The sequence below is a fragment of the Mucilaginibacter pocheonensis genome, from assembly GCF_031456535.1.
GTDB classification, from domain to species: Bacteria; Bacteroidota; Bacteroidia; order Sphingobacteriales; family Sphingobacteriaceae; genus Mucilaginibacter; species Mucilaginibacter pocheonensis.
In genome coordinates this window covers 172,186-193,396 of sequence record NZ_JAVDUU010000002.1, presented here as the reverse complement: position 1 = coordinate 193,396, position 21,211 = coordinate 172,186, and the positions used below count along the sequence as shown (strand labels likewise).

Here is a 21,211-nt window from a genome sequence, read left to right as displayed (position 1 = left end):
ACTTTTAAGCCCCGGGTTTTTTGTTTACCCTGCGCGTTTCAGCTTTTTCCTTTGTTTTTTACTGCAAATAAAAGATTTTAAGCGTATAGTTTCTGATTAAAGCACAAATATGCCTTTATTTGCTCAAATATTTGATTAATAATGACATTAGTAAGGGCAAAAAAACACTTAGGGCAACACTTTCTTACTGATAAAAACATAGCTGCCAAAATTGTTGACAGCCTGAAACCGGCTGACAGGTATCACCATGTGTTGGAGGTGGGACCGGGCATGGGTATATTGTCTGACTTTTTATTGCAAAAAACCGAGTACGAAGTTTCGTTGATTGATATTGATGAAGAATCGTACCAGTACCTTCAAAAAAAATACCCTCAATTGGGCAATCGTCTTATTAATGATGATTTTTTGGAGATGGATTTTAAGAAAGTATTTAACGGTCCGTTCGCTATCATAGGCAATTTTCCTTATAATATATCCTCGCAGATACTTTTTAAGGTGCTCGATAACAGGCAGCAGGTTGTTGAGGTGGTAGGCATGTTTCAAAAGGAAGTGGCTGAACGCTGTTCGGCTAAGCCCGGTAGCAAGGAATATGGCATCCTGAGTGTGTTTTTGCAGGCCTATTATAAGGTAGAATACCTGTTTGCGGTAAAAGCAGGCGTTTTTAACCCTCCGCCCAAAGTATTGTCGGCTGTGATCAGGCTTACCCGTAATGATGCCGAAACCCTGAACTGTGACGAAAAACTATTCTGGCAGATTGTAAAGGCAGGTTTTAACCAAAGGCGCAAAACATTGCGCAATGCTATATCATCCCTTATCAACAAGGAAAAAATGACTGAAAATGCCACGCTCGACCTGCGGGCCGAGCGACTAAGCGTTGACGATTTTGTAAAACTTACCAATGAGGTGGCCGATGGCAGAAGTTTGTCTTAAATTTTGTTCAAACGCATCTGCTAACCCATTCAGGGCATAAATGCTGCCAAAAAGCAGTTGATTATTAATCAATAACCGATTAAAAACGATGAAAAAGTTGCTGTTTTAACACTTTTTGCACACGTTTTGAACATGACCTAAAAATACGGTTAACTTATCTGTATCACCTCCGGTTCGCCATGCATTTTTTTGACCATGCCGGCCATGCGTTTAATGAAAAGATAATTGGCGGTGCCGCCAATTATCGCGCCTACCACAGGCACCATTCTTTCGGCAGTGCGGGTGCCTAATATCATGAGCAGTTTTTCGGCTATGCCTTCCATCATGGTTTTGGTTATGGCTATACCGGCTTCTACTTTAAGCGAGGTGGCTACCAGCAACATGAAATCCTCAAACTCAATATGGTAACTACCCTTGTTATAGTACATAATGGCCATGGTAACCCTAAACTGCTGCGTTATCAGGTTTGCAAAATCAAAGGGAATGCCGGCCACCAGCGTAATAAGACCGCCGCTGCCAGATATGGCTCCAGAGCCGGCGGCCATTAAGGCGCATTGGTTAATAAATTTATCAAGCCCCAGGGTATCAACCCCTTTTTTGATCTTAAACTGGTCAATATGATCAAATATTTGTTTAAAACCCTTGTTGGCCATTTTTTCGGCCAATGTTTTTATGTCGGATCCTATTGCTTTAAATTTTATACGTTTCATTACTTGTTGGTTAAATTGCAAACAGGATGATTCCCCTGTATAAATTATAATGCTATTCCCGTGCCAGTTTCTGCGATTGCCAAAAATGGCAAATGTTTATTTGGGTTTGATAAACATTAGTCGGCTTTTTGTAATAAGTAACTATATGGCCCTACAGCAATATAAGTGTGCGGCGCATTTTGTAAATTAGCCCCTTAATAAAAAAAGTTAAAATTGAAAAATAGTATTCTTATCGTTGATGATATCCACCCCATATTTATGGAAAAGGCAGCTGCCAAAGGTTATCAATGCGATTACAAACCACTTATCAAAGCCGATGAGGCGCTGCAGATCATAGGCGGGTACGCCGGTTTGGTGATCCGTTCAAAATTCAGGGTTGATAAGCAGGTGATAGATGCCGGTACAAACCTTCGCTTTGTGGCTCGCGCCGGTGCTGGTATGGATAATATTGATGAAGCCTACGCGGCCGAAAAGGGCATCAGTTTGATCAACGCTCCCGAAGGCAACTCCGATGCCGTTGGCGAACATGCCGTTGGTTTGCTTCTATCCCTCATGAATAACTTAAATAAAGGCGATGCCGAGATACGTAATGGCAGCTGGCAGCGCGAAGCCAACCGCGGTTATGAGCTTAAGGGTAAAACGGTAGGCATAATAGGCTACGGCCACATGGGGCAAAGCTTTGCCCGCAAGCTGTCGGGCTTTCAGGTTGATGTGATTGCTTATGATAAATACAAAACAGGTTTTAGCGATAGGTATGCCCGCGAGGTAAGTATGGAAGATATTGTGAAGCATAGTGATGTACTGAGCCTGCATATCCCCCTCACTGCCGAAACTAATGGCCTGGTTGATGACGAATACCTTTTCCACTTTAGAAAGCCCATTTTTTTTATCAATACATCGCGCGGCAAAACTGCCAGGGTGAGCGCCGTGCTTGATGCCATTAAAAAGGGTAAAATTTTAGGCGCCGGCCTTGATGTGCTTGAGGTTGAAAAATTTCCCGCGCTGGCAGAACAGGCTTGGTTTGGCGAACTGCGCCAAAGCGGTAAGGTGTTGCTAAGTCCCCACGTTGCCGGCTGGACTTTTGATTCGTACCGCAAAATAAGTGAGGTAATGGCTGAGAAGCTGGTTGCTTGTGAGTAGTGAATGGTGAGTAGTGAATGGTGAGTAGTGAGTAGTGAGTAGTCAATGGGGAGTAGTGAATAAGGAGTAATGAATGGTTAATGGGGAGTGATTGGTGAGATGAATTGGATGGTTAAAAAGATGAGGTCATACCTTTGTATAGGAAAGAAATTGAGTTCGGAGAGGCTTTCTTTGTTTCATCAAAATGACGGATATTTTGCGACTAACAAATCGCGAGATCCTTTAATCATATCAATACTGATCCAGACAAAATCATCGGAGTCATCGATTAAAAAAATTTGGATAATAAAATTTAAATAACTTATCTTCGTTAAATACAAAAGCAAGACTATGTAGGTACAGCCCATATAGTCTTGTTTGTTTTTATAGTCATAGCGTCCTTCTTAAAACAAGGGGGGCGGTTTTTTTTGGATAACCAATAGAATAAACAATAATTAATTTGCGTGTTATGGCAGAGGTATCATATTTTACCAAAGATGGTTTAGAAAAATTAAAAGAAGAATTACAAAAGCTGAAAACAACCGGTCGCGCGGATATATCAAAAGCGATCGCCGAAGCCAGGGATAAAGGCGATCTGTCAGAAAACGCCGAGTATGATGCAGCCAAAGAAGCACAGGGTTTGCACGAGGCCAAAATAGCACAGATGCAGGAAACCCTGGCCAATGCCCGCCTGCTTGACGAGTCGAAACTGGATACGTCAAAAGTGCTTGCTTTATCTATCGTTAAAATAAAGAACCTTAAAAACGGGGCCACCATGAGCTACCAACTGGTGTCAGAAAGTGAGGCCGATCTTAAGACCGGCAAAATTTCGGTGGCATCGCCTATTGCCAAAGGATTGCTGGGCAAAAAGGTGGGTGAAACTACAGAGATAACCGTGCCTGCCGGTAAAATTGAATTTGAAATACTGGAGATAAGCAGGTAGTTATTAGTGAATGGTTGATGATGTGAGTTGTTTTCATAACGCGCATCATCAACCAATAAACATGATTAAGGCAACCATTCATCCGATCAACTTAATAAACCACTCCCCAACAAATGACCATTTTTTCAAAAATAATAGCAGGGGAGATCCCTGCCTATGTGGTAGCTGAAAGTAATGAGTTTTTGGCTTTCCTGGATATCAGTCCGCTGGCCGAAGGCCATGTGCTGGTGATACCGAAAAAAGAGGTTGATTACATTTTCGACCTGGACGATGAGACCTATACCGGCCTGCAGATCTTCGCCAAAATTGTGGCAACTGCCCTTAAAAAAGCTATCCCCTGCAAAAAGGTTGGTGTGGCGGTAATAGGTCTTGAGGTGCCTCACGTGCATATCCATCTAATACCGATGAACCGGGTTGACGATATGAACTTTGCCCGCCCAAAGCTTAGTTTTACCCCCGAGGAGCTTAGCGCTACCAAAGATAAGATCAAGGCCGCGCTGAAGGATTGATGGGAATAATTTTTTTATAGCAAAGTAGGGCTCAGCAGGATGAAGGATCTTCTTCACTCTGCTAAACGCTGGTTTTCTATTGAAGAAGATACTTCACTGCTACCCATAGGATGACAGCCCTTTGTTGTGTTACAACCCTTTTTTCACACTCCCTTGTCATGCTGAACGTAGTGAAGCATCTTCTTCCATAGAAAAGTCTGCACTCAGCAAGGCGAAGAAGATCCTTCGCTGTTGCTCAGGATGACAACATTTTATGTTTACATCACTTTTTCACGTCTCCATTGTCATGCTGAACGGAGTGAAGCATCGTCTTCCCATAGAAAAGTCCGGGCTCAGCAGGGTGAAGAAGATCCTTCGCTATCGCTCAGGATGACAAACTTTTATGGTTTGCATCCCTTTTTTTTACATTTCCCTTGTCATGCTGAACGTAGTGAAGCATCTTCTTCCGTAGAAAAGTAGGCGCTCAGCAGGGCGAAGAAGATCCTTCGCTGTCGCTCAGGGATGACAGGCTTTTATATACTAACGCCAGCTTTCAATCACGCCTGATCAAACTCTGGTGAGCGGGTAATACATAAGTTATTGCTCCTAATAAAATATAAGGTATTATGCCGTTCACCGTCGCGAACTCTTCAAGAATATAATGACCTGTCTCAAGTGAAATAAAATAGAGTACCCAGGCTATTATAACATAGCGTCTGTATTTGCTCAATAGCAAAGCTAAGGCCAGCAGCACTTCAATATAGGGGATCAGGTGTAAATAAATATTATAGATAGCGCCCGGTAACTGCAAACGCAGCGTAGTGCGTGTAAATTGCGAAAGGTAATAATCATGAAAATTACCATGACTATAAAATTTACTGATGCCTGCTATCAACAGGGTTAGCAGCATAGCAAAGCGCAGTAATCTTTCGGCATCCTTAAAATAACGTACATTAAATCCGGTTTCCATATGGTTTTAGGTTAATTGTGATACCCAAATTTGAGAAATAAAAATCAATGCAGGGACTAACCTGATGGAGAAATTGCATCGGGTTCAAAAGTCGTTGGTGATTTTTGGGGATTATTTCACAATGCGCCTGGCGTTATCCTTTACAAAAGTGTCCCAGCCTGAATATGATTTTTTGCTGCCTGAGCCTGATTTGCTGCCGGTAGTTATGCGTTGAAAGGAATGACACACGGCTACGGCCAGACCGTCGGTGGCATCTAAAAAGTCGGGGGTTTCTTTAAAGCTCAGCAGGTTCTGCAGCATGGCGGCAACCTGTTCTTTGGTGGCATTGCCATTACCGGTTATGGATTGTTTTATTTTACGCGGGGCGTACTCGGTAATATCAACATTGCGAGATAAAGCCGCGGCCATGGCCACGCCTTGTGCGCGGCCCAGTTTTAGCATAACCTGTATGTTTTTGCCATAAAAGGGGGCTTCAATAGCCAGGCAATCGGGATGGTAATTATCAATCAGCGCTACTGTTTTTTCAAATATGCGCTGTAATTTCAGCATGTGGTCGTCCGCGTTGTTCATCTTTACCACGCCCAGGGCAAGCAGTTCAATTTTTGGCCCCGTTTCTTTAACCAGGCCATAACCCATAACGGCCGTACCCGGGTCGATTCCTAAAATAATACGTTCTTTGGTGTTTGCTTGCTGCACAGTCCAAAGGTAGTTATATAGTTGCTAAAAGCGGAGGGGTGTTTTAATCTTTGGAAGGGTTTGAACGCGGGGAGACTCACCCCGGCTCCGCTGCGCTGGCCGACCCTCTCTATGGCTTCGCCATAAAGAGGGTTAAGGTGGAGTTGTTTTTTCTTTGTCCTTTGTTCAATTATCTTTTATCTGATTATAAACTCCCTCTTTGCGCCGCAGGCGTAGAGAGGGATGTCGAGCGAAGCGACGACAGGGTGAGTCTAAACGCGTGCTGACTCACTCCGGCTACGCTACGCTGGCCGACCCTCTCTATGGCTTTGCCATAAAGAGGGTTGGGGAGGGGTGGTCTTTTCTTTGATCCTTTATCTAATTATCTTTTTACCTGATTTATAAATTCCCTCTTTGCGCCGCAGGCGTAGAGAGGGGTGTCGAGCGAAGCGATGACAGGGTGAGTCTAAACGCGTGCCCAAACCCGGCGAGGGACTTTTCTTTGTAATGCCGAGCGCAATGAAACATTATAAATTTTTCAACACTGCCATATATTGTTCCCTGCTGATCATCCGGGCGCCCAATGATTCCAGATGGGCGGTGTGTACCTGGCAATCTACCAGTTGGTACTGTCCGCTTTGGCACAGGTGTATCAGGGCGGTTTTGGAGGCGTTGCTCACGCGGCTAAACATACTTTCGCCGCAGAAAACGCCGCCAACTTGTACGCCATAAATGCCGCCGACCAACTCGTTATGCTCCCATACTTCAACCGAGTGGGCATGGCCTTCGGCGTGCAGCTGATTGTAGGCAGCCTTCATATCATCGGTGATCCAGGTGCCGTCCTGTCCGTCGCGGGGAGCAGCGGCACATGCGGTGATCACCTCATTAAAACAGGTATCGGCGGTGACCGTAAATTTGCCCGACCGCAGTACCTGGCGCATTGATTTGGTTATTTTTAACTCCTGCGGATAAAGCACAAAACGTTCATGCGGCGAATACCACAGGATGGGTGTATCATCACTGTACCAGGGGAAAATGCCGTTTTGATAAGCCAGCAGCAGGCGTTTGGTCGACAGGTCGCCGCCTACAGCCAAAAGCCCGTCTGGCTCTGCCAAATCGGGCTCGGGGAATAGTAAACGTTCATCAAGCCTGAATATCATCAGGCGCAAATTTACGCTTTGCGGTGTATCACCAGTTTTTTATTTTGCGCTTTAGCAACAGCATCCATATATTCCTGCATTTCGGTGTATTTGGTGGCAGGAATTACCTGGTTAATCAGATTAAACTTCGCGGTACTTGTCACCTGGTTCTTTGCGGCATCATACACATATTTTACCTCGTAATTTCCATAACTGAACTTCAGGCTCTGGTTAGCCGGCAGGGTTTCCACCTCAAAGCCCACAGGCAGATCAATAGTGGTAATACATGATTTAGCAACCGGGGCCGAGAAATAGTAGTTGTTTTTTCTTTGCTCCTGGGTTGGAAGGGTGACGTCCCAAAGCAAAAAGGCCAGCGGACGATAAAATTGCTTGTCGCCTGTTACGATATCACAAAATTTGTCATATTCCATTTCAATGTTTACCTCTTTAAGGCCTTTAACATCATCAGCGGGTTTAAAGTTAAAAATGGATGGTTGTTTAATATGAAGTTGTTTTAACAGGAACTCTTTTTGTTCATCGGCCTTATAGTTAGGCAGCATATCAACAAATACACTGCGGTATTCGCCGCTGCTTAAAATTTTTATCTGTGCTTTTGCCCCGCCATCAGCATCAAGCACCAGGTGCACCTCGCTATTAAACAAATTGTCTTTCCACGTGCTTCTTGGCGTATTAACCAGCTTGCCTCCCTCATCTGTTATAAGCAGGGCATTTCGATTTTCGGTAAATGGGCCTAATTTGCCAAACGCGGCCGTGTTGCTGGTACATTCAAGCCAGGTGGTGTCATTTTTAAACGGGACACATAATATGGCATGATTAAACCTGTTGCTTGGGAAAGAAAGATCAACAGGCTCCTCGTTATATCCCGATCTGATAATGGCATAGTTTGAGGGGATGTTAACAGCACTAAGCAAGGCCCGCATATAATTTGACAGCGCCTTGCAATCGCCATACTTTTTTTGATCAACAAATGTCGCCGGAAACGGCTTATATCCTCCAATACCTAACTGGATACCTACATAACGCATACTTTTTTGCATATAGTTATACAGGAAGCGGGCCTTCTCCTTGTCGGTTTTTATGGTATCGGTCATTTGCTTTATTTGCGCAATACGTTCAGGACTTAATGTGCACACGTCGTCATTTAATGCTTTGATCCATTTGCCGAAAGATTGCCAGTTGGTAAAATCGCCGGGATAGCCGTAACAATTAAAGGTATTTACCGCAAAGTTAATTTTGGGCATAATATTCCAGCTCAAAACGTGCTCCTGTTTTTTGATAGCTTTTACATTTTTAACTGTCCAGGTATAGGTATCTAAACCCTCCGCGTTACTTTTAACGGGTTTAATACTGGTATTGATGTTCTGATAACGAAAACCGATTGAGGGGTCTGCCGAGATCCTGCAATACGCATTTTGTATGGATTGTTCCATTTTATCCTGCACATACCAGCTGTCCAGACTTATAAAGCTGCTTTCATCCTCTTCAAATTTAATTTCAATAGTAACCGGGTAAGCAGCTATGGCATGCCTTATACCTAAAAAACGCTGATCGGTTACCATAGTTTCATCATTTGAGGCGGAGCCATCGTACATATCGCTTTTACGATATTTTTTAATGAGCAGGCCCGCAGCATTGTAAATGTTCATTTCAATACCGCTGTAGGAATCATATTTTTTATTATAGGGTAACACAAACGTAGCTTCACTATCGCCTTTTTCATTTAGCACCGTTACAATGTTATGTTCTTTGGTGGTTTGCTTGCCAGGCCCCTTTACAATGGTTTCGTGGGCTTCGTACCGTACCACCACGTTTGCATCTTCTTTTAATGAATCGGGTATGGCCGACGCGATATACAGGTCCTTAGGGATGTTTTTATCCTGTCCATAGCCCTGGCCGCACAGTACGCATAAGGCTGCTATTAACAATAGCAGCCTGTTATATTTTTTAGTAAGCATAAATTTTATCAGGATTTTTTTAGTACCACCTGTTCGTTAAGCATTTCATACATTTTTTTGCAGAATTCATGAAATTCAGCGTAATCCTCTTTAAAATACAGAGATTTCTTGAAATCAACAGTAAGCCTGATCATAAGAGAACCGTCTTGTTCGGCTATCATGCGTTTAAAAACAACACTTTTGTCAGGTATCATCATGGTGATGCTTTTTGGCAGGGCATCAACTTTATAGCCGGCCGGAATTTTAAAAATACCGGTGATCATATAATTGTCGCGATACCCAAAGTCGATATCAGTAGTGCGGGTTTCGTTTAAGAACGGATTGGTTTTAAGATCTGTAAACAGGTTGGCATTAAAATAAATGTAATTTTCGTCGGCACCGGTAAGGTCAAGGTTAAAATCCATTTTTTGCCTCAGGGGCAGGGTATCAACCTCCATGTTCTCAAACGTAACCGATGCGATCTTCATATTATTATTATCGTTGCGCAAAAAGTCGATATACTTTTTTTCGCCATCGGTTTTATACTTTTTAACACAATTTACACGGTTGTAAGCAAAGCTGCTGATATCAGCCGATCCGCTCATTTTACCTTCGGGTTTTATTTCGGCATTTATCAATACTACCTGCCTTACGGGGTCTTTATCATCCAAAAAAGCAAGATCATATAGCTGGTCTTCTTTATTTATAAACAAGCCAAATGAATTTAAATAATCCTTGGGCACCTGGTTATAAATATTGTATTTGTTAGTGGCATCAAGCACATAATATTTATTACTATCAACAGGCACATAGGCAACTGAGGTATTAAACTGGTAGAGGCTTGGATAGCCCGGATTAACACGGCCATGGCTCCGGGTGCTCACCAGCATAGGATATACCTTTACACCTGATTTTTTTAGCAAATGGGTAAGTATAAGGTTGATCTCGGTGGAGTTACCTATCTTTTTTTCCCAGGCTTTTACCGTGCCGTCATTGGTGTAACGCGTATAAGCATCGTTCCATTTCAGCGTATTTTTAACCTCATTAAATACGTATGCTATCTTTTCGTCGTCTGTTTTCAGGCTCTTGGCTTTGGTAATGATGACATCTTCGCCGTTAAGTTTACGGTTCACCTGGCCGCCAAAATCCTCTTCCTGTACCTTACTCTCGCCAACCTTTTTCCAGGAGTCCTGGAAAGTTTGCGTGAAACCATTGGTTGGCCTTATGCTCAGCAACTGGAATAAAATGCGTTCGGAATTATCACTGCGCGAACCCATAAAAGGCTCGTCATGCAATGAGGGGATATTGGCGATAGCCTGTATATGCGCGTTGCTGGAGTTTGTTTTATTCACCACAAAAGGATAGTGAATATTTGCCAGTTGCTTGTAGTACAACACATCAGGTACATTAGTGCTCAGTTCGCTGTAACGGGTTGGCAGGTTGCTCTGGAAATACCAATCAGGGAAATTGCCTATGGAGGTAGATGTTAAGCGGTATTTGTACTCCAGAACAGAGCCCGGCTTTACATTAGGGAAAGAAAACACCATTGCCGAACGGTATTTGTCTATAACCTCCGTAAATATTTGCTTTTTGTCAACCTTCAATATTTCAACGGCGCCATTATTTAAGTTAATGGTTTGCGCCTGCAGGCCGGTAACGTATTCGGTGCGGTCTGCGCTATAATATTCAATACGGATGTTGGCTTCCGATTTGCCGTTGTCATTAAAAATTTTGATCCGTTTGTGTCTTTCGATCACAATATTGTAGGTCTGATCAAAATAGATCTCGCCTTTGTCAAAAAGAATTTCGGCATTGGCATCCTTTTCAAAATCGCAGGCTTTTAATTCCAGATCGGCTTTATCAATTTTTCCGAAAGCTTGCGCGGTGGGGACAGGAGCAGGTGTTTGCGCTTTGGCGGCAAGAGCCAATAACCCCACAAAAAGCAGAGTAAAAATTTTATTCATGTGATAAGGTTTATGAAATAATTTAAATTAATATACAAATATGAAAATAAAAAAAACAATTATTACTAATAATTGTATGCGTTAATTTTTTCAAAAAAGATGGTTTTTTGAGCTAAGGCGGGTTTCTATTTTTTTTATTTAAACAGCCTTATCATAATCATATTTAAAGGCTGTTATACAAATGAGGATATAAATTTATATATTGCTTACTGTAATTTTGGCACAGGCATAATGCGTTTAGGCGTAATTATATGCCATTTACCAAGCTGGCACTCTGATTGATAGAATATATTTAATGAAGCAAAAATTTTATGATACTGCTGTGAAGCAGGAAAAAGCGGTTTTGGTTGGTGTAATGACGCCACATGAAACCGAGGAGCAGGAAAAAGAATATTTAGAAGAGCTGGAATTTTTGGTGGCCACCGCTGGCGGCGAAACTGTTAAAAGTTTTACCCAAAAGCTGCAACGGCCTGATAGGGCAACTTTTGTTGGCTCGGGCAAGCTGGAAGATATTAAAGCTTTTGTTATAGAAGAAGAGATTGACATGGTGGTTTTTGACGATGAGCTGTCGCCATCACAGCTGCGTAATATTGAGAACGAACTGCAGGTAAAGATACTTGACCGCAATAACCTGATACTTGACATATTTGCTAACCGGGCACAAACAGCGCAGGCCAAAACCCAGGTAGAGCTGGCCCAATTGCAATATTTATTGCCCCGCTTAACCCGTTTATGGACCCACCTGGAGCGTCAAAAAGGTGGTATTGGTATGCGTGGTCCGGGTGAATCTCAGATTGAGACAGACAGGCGTTTGATCCTGAATAAAATATCGCTGCTAAAAGAGAAACTAAAGCAAATAGATAAGCAAAATGAAACGCAGCGCAAAAACAGGCACCAGCTGGTACGCGCGGCATTGGTAGGTTATACCAACGTTGGTAAATCAACCATCATGAACATGATATCCAAATCAGACGTGTTTGCAGAAAATAAACTGTTTGCCACGCTGGACACCACGGTGCGCAAAGTGGTGGTAGAGAATGTTCCCTTCCTGCTGTCAGATACGGTAGGGTTTATCCGCAAACTGCCCCATCATTTGGTAGAATGTTTTAAATCGACACTTGATGAGGTGCGCGAGGCCGATATACTGATCCATGTGGTTGATATTTCGCATCCAAATTTTGAAGACCAGATACGTACCGTTAATGAAACCCTGAAAGATATTGGCGCTATTGATAAGAGGATCATCACGGTATTTAATAAAATAGATGCCTTTAAACCCGAGCGGCACCAGATAGAACAGCAGGCCGAACCGCTTACCCTTGATGATTTTAAGCACAGCTGGATGGCCAAGAACAATAGCCCTGCTATATTTATATCAGCTACCAAAAGGGAAAATGTTGATGAATTCAGAGATCTGCTGTATGAGGAGGTAAAGGCCATTCATACCGAACGATACCCGTACGATCAATTGCTTTATTGATTCCTGAAACATTCAAGCAGCATACCGATGGGTAAAACTTTCGCGGCAGTATTTTAAGTCTTATAACCATGTTTATAAACACGGCCTGCAAAGCGCAGGCACACAGTGGTATAGGCGTTGGTTTGGGGGCTAATATACCGTTTGCAACAGGTTATAGCCCCGGCCTTGATTTAAACCTGCAAGGTAATATATGCCTCAGCAGTAAATTCGCGCTGGTACCTTCATTAGGTGTTAAACAAATAAAGGGCGATAACGCAGTTATTCATGAAGGTGACCAGGGATACAGTTCATATACCCGCGACGATTTGGGTGGGGCTTGTCTTGCGCTTAGCGGCAAATACTATTTTAGTAACCAATGGTTCACAAGCGCTGGAATTGTAGGAGTCATTAATATTGACAGTCCCAGCAGTGGCGGCACGCTTGCCGTTGGCTATCAGGTACCCCTTGATCACAAAAACAATGTAGAGTCTAATCTTAATGCTACCCTGCTTACATGGAGCAGAGCCAGTGGCAGCACCCATGTACCTGTAGCTGGTTTGAGAGTAACTTATAATTTTGATTTCAGAAGCCATTAAGGGCTTTTTACATGATCATGATGTTCTTTGTAAAACTGAACATCATGATCATGTATTATCAAACAGTTTGGGTGCTTAAAAATAAGTCCGTTTTTATTGCGGGTATGGTATTGTTTTCCTTCGCGGTATCAAAAAGCAATTGAATAGCTTTTCTGCCTTCCTCACCCAGATCAACCGAGTATTTATTTACATAAAGCTCAATGTGCTTATACATCACCTCTTCGCTCATTTCCTGGGCGTGCGATCGTATAAATTCTAACCCCGATTTTGGATTGGCAAAGGCAAATTCAACTGATTTGCGTAACACCCGGTTTAGTTTGTGTTGAACATCATGCGGTAAGTTGCGGTTGGCTACAATGCCTCCCAGTGGAATGGCGCAGCCGGTTTGCTTTTCCCAGTAATCGCCCAGGTCAAGTATCTTTTTAAGGCCCTTATCCTGATAGGTAAAGCGGTTTTCGTGAATGATCAGGCCCACATCCACACGGCCTTCCAGTACGGCATTTTCAATATCCGAAAAAACCAGTTCTACTTTGTTGGTGGCTTTTGGAAAAGCGTAACCCAATAAAAAGTTAGCCGTAGTGTATTTGCCCGGAATGCCGATTATCGGATTTCGCATTTCGGATTCCCCATTGCGGATTTCGCCGTTTTCCAAATCCGAAATTTCAATTTCGGATTTGGAAATCAAAAGAGGGCCAACGCCGTGGCCCAGCGCGCTGCCCGCGTCAAGCAGCACATATTTATCAGCCACGTAGGCAAATCCATGGTAGCTGAGTTTGGTTACATCCAGTTCGCCGCGAAAGGCTTTTTGGTTAAGGGTCTCCACATCGTCATAAAAAACCTCAAACTCCAGTCCTTCGGTATCAATTTTATGATGTATCAGCGCATCAAAAATAAAAGTATCATTGGGGCAAGGCGAAAACCCGAGCGTTAACTTCATAGATGTATGTGTTATGTGGTTTGTGTCGTGAGCGCTGTGGTTTTGTTAACGCAACTTAGCTATCGCAATACGAACCGCAAATTAATTATTAATGATCTGGCTAACCAGTTCAATGGCAAAGTTATTCAGATTTTCAATGGCCAGCGGTATGTTCCAGTTGTCGCGGTTACGTTTTTCCACATAATTTGACACTGCCCTGATCTGCAGGCAGGGTATATTAAACTGGCGGCAGGCATAAAAAAAGGCGGCCCCTTCCATCGTTTCTATCTGCGGGTTTAAACGTGCCTGTACTTTTTTAATTGATTCTTCATTGCCATGAACGGTATTTACGGTAATTGCCCTTGCTTTGGTCAGGTTAAGGCCGCTGCACAGGTTTTCAAGGCTTATGGTAGGGCCAAAGGTGTTTTCGCCAAAACCAAGTGAACTAATAGGTATAAATTCTTCGTCGTCCTCGGCGCCCGTTTCAGCAAATGTATCTTCCGTTATTTCAACCACATGGCCCGGGGGCATTTCCCTGTCAAAGCTGCCGGCTATGCCCAGGTTAATAATAAGGTCATATTTATGGAGGCTAAGCTGCTTTCCCATGGCAAACGCAGTAGGCACCATTCCGGCACCTGTTATAAGCGTTTCAAGCTTGTTGCCGAAATGATTTACCAGCGGTTCAACTTCAAAGGGAGTAGCTGCAACTATTAATATAAGCATATTTGCTTTTTTTGAGGGCTAAGTTAAAACAACTCAGCTATTTTTGTTTTGTATATTTGCACCCACAAATATTATGATGATACATATAACGCGCAAAGAACATTTTAATGCCGCTCACAGGATGTACCGTGAGGAATGGAGCGCTGAAAAAAATAACGAAGTGTTTGGCAAATGCGCCAACCCAAACTGGCATGGGCATAATTACAACCTGTTTGTAACCGTTAAAGGCGAAGTTACACATGCAACGGGTTATTTGATTGATTTGAAAGAGCTTAAAACTATCATTAACGATTATGTTATTGAGAAGCTTGACCATAAGAACATCAATAAAGATGTGGAGTTTATGGCGGGTAAAATGGCTTCGACAGAGCTGTTGTGTATTGAAATATTTAACCAGCTTAAAGCGCCCATTGAAGCTTATGAGGGTGTTTTTTTACACTCGGTTAAATTGTATGAAACCGAAAACAATTCTGCTGAGTACTTTGGCGGATAATTTGATAAGATGATAGATAAAGAACACCTCCCGCATCGTGATGATGACGATGATCTGGATGGATACACCAAAGTTGACCGCTATAATCCTTCGCTGATCCAAAACCTGTCTGGGCATTACCATGATGTTTTAAAACAAATTGGTGAAAACCCCGAGCGCGAGGGTTTGTTAAAAACTCCCGAGCGTATGGCCAAAGCTATGCTTTACCTTACGCATGGCTATGATCTGGATGCAAAAGAGATCATGCACTCCGCCATGTTTAAGGAAGAGTACAGCCAGATGGTTATTGTAAAAGATATTGAGGTTTATTCGATGTGCGAGCATCACATGCTGCCCTTTTTTGGCAAAGCCCACATTGCCTATATTCCAAACGGGTATGTAGTTGGCCTAAGCAAAATACCGCGCATTGTTGACGTTTTTGCCCGCCGCCTGCAGGTACAGGAGCGCCTTACCAACGAGATACGTGATTGTATACAGGAAACGCTAAATCCTGTTGGTGTAGGTGTTGTTATTGAGTGCCGCCATTTATGTATGAGTATGCGCGGGGTACAAAAACAAAATTCAGTAACCACCACATCGGCGTTTACAGGCGAATTTTTAAAAGAGAAAACCCGTACAGAATTTTTAAATTTGATATCGGCGAAATTGGGTTAAGCCCCCTAAGTTCCCTCAAAGGGAGCAAAAAGGCTGTTAATTAACCTAATTATAAACATTTTACAACAAATTCCCCTTTAGGGGGTTACGGTGCTAATGAAAGCATATATTTTTCCGGGGCAGGGTGCCCAGTTTCCAGGTATGGGTAAAGATCTGTATGAACAATCAGAAAAAGCCCGTGAGCTATTTGAAAAGGCAAACGAGATACTGGGTTTTCGCATTACCGATGTCATGTTTGAAGGTACAGCCGAAGATCTGGTACAAACTAATGTAACCCAGCCGGCCATTTTTTTACACTCCGTTATTTTGGCGGCTGTTTTGGGCAACGAATTTGAGCCCGAGATGGTAGCCGGTCATTCATTAGGCGAATTTTCGGCACTGGTGGCAGCCGGGGCCCTGTCATTTGAGGATGGACTGCGTTTAGTGGCCGCTCGTGCCAATGCCATGCAAAAAGCCTGCGAGCTGCAGCCATCAACCATGGCGGCAATTTTAGGCCTGGATGATTTTACGGTTGAAGATGTTTGCCACCAGGTTACCGAAGTGGTGGTAACCGCAAATTATAACTGCCCCGGGCAGCTGGTAATTTCGGGCAGTATTGCAGGTGTTGATGAAGCTTGCGAAAAATTGCTTGCGGCAGGTGCCAAAAGAGCTTTAAAGCTTAAAGTAGGCGGGGCTTTTCATTCTCCGCTGATGGAAGCGGCAAGGGTTGAACTGGAAGCGGCTATTGTTGCTACCATAATTGATAAGCCGGTTTGCCCTATTTATCAAAATATTGATGCTAAACCATACACCGATCCTGAGCTGATAAAGCGAAATTTAATTGCCCAGCTCACTGGTCCGGTAAGGTGGACGCAAACTGTAAAACACATGCTGGAAGACGGAGTTACATCATTTACCGAAGTTGGACCCGGCAAAGTACTGCAGGGCCTGGTTAAAAAGGTTGATATGGCAGTGCCCACCAGCAGCGCCGCTTTACAGCAATAATTATTACAGGCACTGCAAAGTGCCTTTTGTCGTTCTAAATCATTTAGTTTATTTATATAAAGCAATTTGACTACGCCGGGAAAAATACGCTTGTTGCTGACATTAATAGGCATTGGTTTATTATTTACGGCTATTGTTGTTCAAAAAACGTATACACCTGTAAATAACCTGGCAAAAGCCGGCCATACAATTGAAAGCAACCTGCACAAAAAGGAAGCTTTTATAAATGACCAGATAAATGATAAGGTAACATTTCAACGGTTAAAAAACTTACCCGATAACGAGCAGGACGCCCTTAGCGATATCAATAAATTTACCGTAGCTAACCGGATATGGTTTGTTACCTTACATCATAACCACCTTAAGTTTTGGAGCGGTACCAAAGTGCTTCCCGACAATTTAAGCGGCATAAAAGAGGGCTCCTCGTTTATTAAACAGCCTAACGGTTATTACGAAACCATCAGGAAAAGTGAAGGCGATTTTGCCGTCATTTTTTTTATTCCGGTAAAAACCGCGTACGTGTTTGAAAACCAGTATCTGCAAAACACGTTTGACCAGGATCTGGTTAAGGATAACAATATTGCCATTGCCGATTTTTCCGACCTGAATGTATATGAGGTACACAGCAGCAATCATAATTATCTATTCTCCATAAAACTAAAGGCCAATAGTATAAACTATGCTTTTGTTTATTATGTGCTTATATTCTGGGTACTAACCGTGTTAACATTGTGTGCTTTGGTACATAATATTTGTTGTTATGCGGCATCAAAAGGTTATGCATTATTAGCTGTTGTTTTTTTAGCGGCGTTCATTATACTGCTCCGGTACGTTAACCTGCATTACAACCTGCCCGATTTTACCTATACCTTCGGAATTTTTAATCCGGTGTATTATGCCTCAAGCACGGTATTCCCTTCCCTGGGCGACTTTTGTATCAATGTTTTATGTATACTGTGGTTTGTTATTTTTATACACCAGCAGCGCCACCGTTTATTTACCCGCGTGCCGGGCAAGCTGGCCGGTTACCTGGTTGTAATAGCCTGTATACTGGTGCTTATCACCACATCTACATTGCTTTTAAAGTTGTTTTACGGCCTTATCATTAACTCAAAAATAAATTTCAATGTAAATAATGTACTTAGTTTATCAGGGTTCAGCGTGCTTGGCGTACTGATGCTATGCTTTAGTTTCCTGATATTTTACATTGTTAATGAGGTTGCGCTTTTTATTTGTTTCAGGCTTGCAGTGCCGCGCTCGCACCAGCTGTTTATGCTGGTACTGGCTGTTATTTTAACAACAGCGGTATTTGCCTGGTATAGTGAATACACCTCCTTTTATATTTTATGGGCCATATTGGTGTGCATACGCGGATACGGCTTTTTGTATCATAAAGGCGGGTTTAACGCGGCAACCTTTTTTGGCGTTATATTGGTATGCGCGCTTATTTCGGCCATAAAGCTTAACCAGTTTGAAAGCGTAAAAGAAAGAGAAATACGCGAAGCACTGGTTCAGAAGCTGGAGATCCCCGACGACGCAACCGCCGATTATATTTTTAAAAGGATAGAAGGGCAGATCATTGCCGACTCGGCTATCATCAGGTATTTTAGCGGGGCATCGGTACATAACCGGGATTTTCTGAAAACCCGTTTCCAGAAACTTTATTTTGATGGCTACCTGTCAAAATATGAGTTTAAGGTACATGAATATAATGAAAACGACGCGCCCATAACTGATGATAATTATTCACTAAATGTATTTAAGGACCTGGTGCTATACAGTTCCTTCAAAGTGTCAGACTATTTTTACCGCGAAAATGAGTCGTTTGGCTTTCAGAACTACTTTGCCATTCTGCCGGTTAAACACGGAGGCCGGCAATTGGGCACCCTGGTAATTGAACTAAAATCAAAACCATTACAGCCTTCGGGCACATTTCCGGAGCTGCTGGTCGACGCGCATATAAAGCCCGAAGATGAGTTTAAAGATTATTCCTACGCATTTTATATTGATAATAAGCTGCTCAGTCAAAAAGGAAACTACGTTTATACCCTTAATAATACCGAGTTTACAGGCGATATTAAAAAGTACCGGGTTAAAACCACCAGGAGCAATAACGGCGAATGGTACGACAACTTCACCACTTATAACCATTTAATATATAAACCCAGCAATCGAAATTTAATAGTAGTAAGTAAGGAACAAAACACCGTTTACAGTGGTGTAACCTCAATTACCTTCTTTTTTATGGTACTGCTGGTATTTAGTGCGGTTATTGTAACCATCAGGTGGTTATGGGTACGCGTCAAAATATTCAGGATCAGTGATCACCGGCTGAAATTGCGCTTCAGGCTAAATTTTGACCGGATATTGTACCGGACACGTATACAGTTCTCTATGATATTTGCCGTAATGATAACGCTTGTTTTGGTAGGCTTTATCACTTTTGTATCTATCAGTACACAGTATCACACACAGCAGGACAGGATGATCCGCGATAAGATAACCCGTATTGTTACGGCATTTGAAAGCGGCATGTTCAACAAATACATATACAATGTTAACGAAGAAAGCCAGGTAAGCTTTAACGAACTGGCCAACAACTACTCTACCGATTTAACTTTGTTTGACACTAACGGCGCGCCCCTGGTAACCACCCAGCCCAAGATTTATGAATATGGTCTTTCGGCTAAAAGGATGGATCCCAAAGCATTTATTTACCTGAGCAGACTGCAAAAATCGGAGTTTGTGAACGAAGAAAAAATTGGTGAGCTAAGTTACAAGGCCGCTTACGCGCCCGTTATAAGTTCAAACAAAACTATAGCCTATATCCAGCTCCCGTATTTTTCAAACGAAGCCGATTACAAGGAGCGTATCAGCGGATTGCTAAATGTAATGATCAACGTATATGCTATTGTATTTATCGCTATTGGTTTATTTGCCATTATAATAGCCAGGCAAATTACCGCGCCTTTAATCTTTATACAGGAAAGTTTAAGTAAAACCATATACGGTAAAAAGAATGAACCTATAAAATGGGCGCGCAATGATGAAATAGGCGGGCTGATAAAAGAATATAATAAAATGATATCGGAGCTGGAGAGCAGCGCGCACCGGCTGGCCCAGTCAGAACGTGAAAGCGCCTGGCGCGAAATGGCCAAGCAGGTTGCCCATGAAATTAAAAATCCGTTAACGCCTTTAAAGCTGGGCCTGCAATTGCTTGATAAATCATGGAAAGACAAGGATCCCCGGTTTGATCAAAAATTTGAACGTTTCAGCCGTTCATTTGTGGAACAGATTGAAAGCCTGTCGTCCATTGCATCAGAGTTTTCTGCCTTTGCCAAAATGCCTGACACCCGCCTGGAGCAGATCAATATATTTGAAATGCTGGGCCAGGCTGTTACCATTTTTAAGCAAATGGATAATATCCAGATAGTTTTTACGCCGCCGGATACCCCGTTCATCATCAGTGCCGACCGCGACCAATTGCTGCGGTGTTTTAACAACTTACTGAAGAACGCTATTGAGGCAACCCCGCCAGACAGACAGGGCGTAATTGATATTAATTACCTGGTAACCAGTAAAAATGTATTGCTCACCATAAAAGACAATGGCAACGGCATCCCCGAAAACATGCGCGAAAAAATATTTGAGCCCAACTTTACCACCAAAAGCTCGGGAACAGGTCTGGGACTGGCATTTGTTAAAAATTCCATTGAAAATGCCAACGGTAAAATCTGGTTTGAAACAACCATGGGCAGCGGTACTGCCTTTTACCTGAGTTTCCCCTCGGCCGTTTAGTATTTTAGGTGAGTGGGAACTTTAAATGAAACTATGCCTTTCACCATTCACTACTCCCTACTCACCTTACCCCCTCACTCTTTCCCGGCAAATTTCTTTACCGTTTCGGTAATGTGGGCCAGGTGGTGCCTGCTATGCCATGAATAGGTAGCCAGCCCCCTGATCAGGGAAATGGTTTCGCCAGATGCTGGGTGCACAAACGTGCGCGACCATTCATTTTCCGTAAAGCTTTCGAGCAGAGCAACAAAATGCTGGTGTATGCCTTCCAGTATTTTTAACGATGGCTCAACCGGCAAACGGTAATCAGGCAATAAAGCCCAGTCGGCCTCTTCATAAGGTTTTATAACCGGGTTGTTTTCGGTTAATGCCAGTTTAAACCTGGTGATGGAGTTCATATGGCTATCGGCCAGGTGATGGATCACTTGTCTCAGTGTCCAGCCGCCGGTGCGGTAAGGCGTATCCAGCTCACGATAGTTAAGGCCGGCAATGGCATGCCTCAGTTTGCCGGGTAATGTTTTTAAATCATCAATCCACTCGCGTATATTTTCATTGGTGTAGGATGCCGGTGGAGCAAATTTCCCAACCGGGTATTTCATCTGTTCATCTGTCATAATTTAAAAAAAAATTAAATTAGGCATTATTTAAAACTACCACAAGCTTTTGCCCTAATTTAGCGTTTTGTTCCTATTTACGTA

The 21,211-nt window shown here is 42.8% G+C and carries 19 protein-coding genes; 10 read left to right on the top strand and 9 right to left on the bottom strand.

What is annotated here, in order from left to right:
• Positions 1 to 141: 141 nt before the first annotated feature.
• Positions 142 to 930 carry a 16S rRNA (adenine(1518)-N(6)/adenine(1519)-N(6))-dimethyltransferase RsmA gene (gene rsmA, locus J2W55_RS07650; protein ID WP_310093838.1) on the top strand — a complete coding sequence of 263 codons (789 nt, stop codon included), beginning with the start codon at positions 142 to 144 and terminating at the stop codon, positions 928 to 930.
• A gap of 149 nt (positions 931 to 1,079) precedes the next feature.
• Here the strand turns inward: rsmA and J2W55_RS07645 are convergent, their stop codons facing one another.
• Complete coding sequence (locus tag J2W55_RS07645) at positions 1,080 to 1,640, bottom strand: hypothetical protein (RefSeq protein WP_310093835.1); 561 nt, start codon at positions 1,638 to 1,640, stop codon at positions 1,080 to 1,082.
• A 213-nt stretch (positions 1,641 to 1,853) separates the two neighbouring features.
• Between J2W55_RS07645 and J2W55_RS07640 the strand changes: the two genes are divergently transcribed.
• The 3 genes from J2W55_RS07640 to J2W55_RS07630 all read left to right on the top strand — a co-directional run bounded on the left by J2W55_RS07640 (position 1,854) and on the right by J2W55_RS07630 (position 4,211).
• Positions 1,854 to 2,780: an NAD(P)-dependent oxidoreductase gene (locus J2W55_RS07640; RefSeq protein WP_310093832.1), complete on the top strand. Its 927-nt coding sequence runs from the start codon at positions 1,854 to 1,856 to the stop codon at positions 2,778 to 2,780.
• 448 nt (positions 2,781 to 3,228) lie between these two features.
• Positions 3,229 to 3,702 (top strand): transcription elongation factor GreA, encoded by a 474-nt coding sequence (gene greA / locus J2W55_RS07635; protein WP_310093830.1) that lies wholly within the window; start codon positions 3,229 to 3,231, stop codon positions 3,700 to 3,702.
• Between the two features lie 113 nt (positions 3,703 to 3,815).
• Positions 3,816 to 4,211, top strand: a complete 396-nt coding sequence (locus J2W55_RS07630) for an HIT family protein (protein ID WP_310093827.1) — start codon at positions 3,816 to 3,818, stop codon at positions 4,209 to 4,211.
• 532 nt (positions 4,212 to 4,743) lie between these two features.
• Here the strand turns inward: J2W55_RS07630 and J2W55_RS07625 are convergent.
• The 5 genes from J2W55_RS07625 to J2W55_RS07605 form a co-directional block, all read right to left on the bottom strand.
• Positions 4,744 to 5,160, bottom strand: a complete 417-nt coding sequence (locus tag J2W55_RS07625) for a MauE/DoxX family redox-associated membrane protein (RefSeq protein WP_310093824.1) — start codon at positions 5,158 to 5,160, stop codon at positions 4,744 to 4,746.
• A 111-nt stretch (positions 5,161 to 5,271) separates the two neighbouring features.
• Complete coding sequence (ruvC, locus tag J2W55_RS07620) at positions 5,272 to 5,856, bottom strand: crossover junction endodeoxyribonuclease RuvC (protein WP_310093821.1); 585 nt, start codon at positions 5,854 to 5,856, stop codon at positions 5,272 to 5,274.
• A gap of 506 nt (positions 5,857 to 6,362) precedes the next feature.
• The gene (aat, locus tag J2W55_RS07615; RefSeq protein WP_310093818.1) at positions 6,363 to 6,995 is read right to left on the bottom strand and encodes a leucyl/phenylalanyl-tRNA--protein transferase; all 633 of its coding nucleotides are present in this window, start codon (positions 6,993 to 6,995) and stop codon (positions 6,363 to 6,365) included.
• An 11-nt stretch (positions 6,996 to 7,006) separates the two neighbouring features.
• Entirely contained in the window at positions 7,007 to 8,950 is a 1,944-nt protein-coding gene (locus J2W55_RS07610; protein ID WP_310093815.1) for a DUF3857 domain-containing protein, read from the bottom strand.
• An 8-nt stretch (positions 8,951 to 8,958) separates the two neighbouring features.
• Positions 8,959 to 10,893, bottom strand: a complete 1,935-nt coding sequence (locus J2W55_RS07605; protein ID WP_310093812.1) for a DUF3857 domain-containing protein — start codon at positions 10,891 to 10,893, stop codon at positions 8,959 to 8,961.
• Between the two features lie 295 nt (positions 10,894 to 11,188).
• Here J2W55_RS07605 and hflX point away from each other — a divergent pair, with 295 nt between their 5' ends.
• Positions 11,189 to 12,373 (top strand): GTPase HflX, encoded by a 1,185-nt coding sequence (hflX, locus tag J2W55_RS07600; RefSeq protein WP_310093809.1) that lies wholly within the window; start codon positions 11,189 to 11,191, stop codon positions 12,371 to 12,373.
• Between the two features lie 68 nt (positions 12,374 to 12,441).
• Complete coding sequence (locus J2W55_RS07595) at positions 12,442 to 12,948, top strand: hypothetical protein (RefSeq protein ID WP_310093806.1); 507 nt, start codon at positions 12,442 to 12,444, stop codon at positions 12,946 to 12,948.
• A 58-nt stretch (positions 12,949 to 13,006) separates the two neighbouring features.
• Here the strand turns inward: J2W55_RS07595 and J2W55_RS07590 are convergent, their stop codons facing one another.
• A complete protein-coding gene (locus J2W55_RS07590; protein WP_310093803.1) occupies positions 13,007 to 13,885 on the bottom strand; it encodes a menaquinone biosynthesis family protein in 879 nt (292 codons plus the stop codon).
• Between the two features lie 81 nt (positions 13,886 to 13,966).
• Positions 13,967 to 14,587 carry a futalosine hydrolase gene (mqnB, locus tag J2W55_RS07585; protein ID WP_310093800.1) on the bottom strand — a complete coding sequence of 207 codons (621 nt, stop codon included), beginning with the start codon at positions 14,585 to 14,587 and terminating at the stop codon, positions 13,967 to 13,969.
• Between the two features lie 76 nt (positions 14,588 to 14,663).
• Between mqnB and J2W55_RS07580 the strand changes: the two genes are divergently transcribed.
• The 4 genes from J2W55_RS07580 to J2W55_RS07565 all read left to right on the top strand — a co-directional run bounded on the left by J2W55_RS07580 (position 14,664) and on the right by J2W55_RS07565 (position 20,516).
• Positions 14,664 to 15,080, top strand: coding sequence for a 6-pyruvoyl trahydropterin synthase family protein (locus J2W55_RS07580; protein WP_310096471.1), 417 nt, complete (start codon positions 14,664 to 14,666; stop codon positions 15,078 to 15,080).
• A gap of 9 nt (positions 15,081 to 15,089) precedes the next feature.
• Positions 15,090 to 15,734 carry a GTP cyclohydrolase I FolE gene (gene folE / locus J2W55_RS07575; protein ID WP_310093797.1) on the top strand — a complete coding sequence of 215 codons (645 nt, stop codon included), beginning with the start codon at positions 15,090 to 15,092 and terminating at the stop codon, positions 15,732 to 15,734.
• 96 nt (positions 15,735 to 15,830) lie between these two features.
• Positions 15,831 to 16,718, top strand: coding sequence for an ACP S-malonyltransferase (gene fabD / locus J2W55_RS07570; RefSeq protein WP_310093794.1), 888 nt, complete (start codon positions 15,831 to 15,833; stop codon positions 16,716 to 16,718).
• A gap of 93 nt (positions 16,719 to 16,811) precedes the next feature.
• On the top strand, positions 16,812 to 20,516 hold the full coding sequence (locus J2W55_RS07565) for an ATP-binding protein (RefSeq protein WP_310093791.1): 3,705 nt from the start codon (positions 16,812 to 16,814) through the stop codon (positions 20,514 to 20,516).
• 74 nt (positions 20,517 to 20,590) lie between these two features.
• Here the strand turns inward: J2W55_RS07565 and J2W55_RS07560 are convergent, their stop codons facing one another.
• On the bottom strand, positions 20,591 to 21,127 hold the full coding sequence (locus J2W55_RS07560) for a YfiT family bacillithiol transferase (protein ID WP_310093788.1): 537 nt from the start codon (positions 21,125 to 21,127) through the stop codon (positions 20,591 to 20,593).
• Positions 21,128 to 21,211 lie beyond the last annotated feature (84 nt).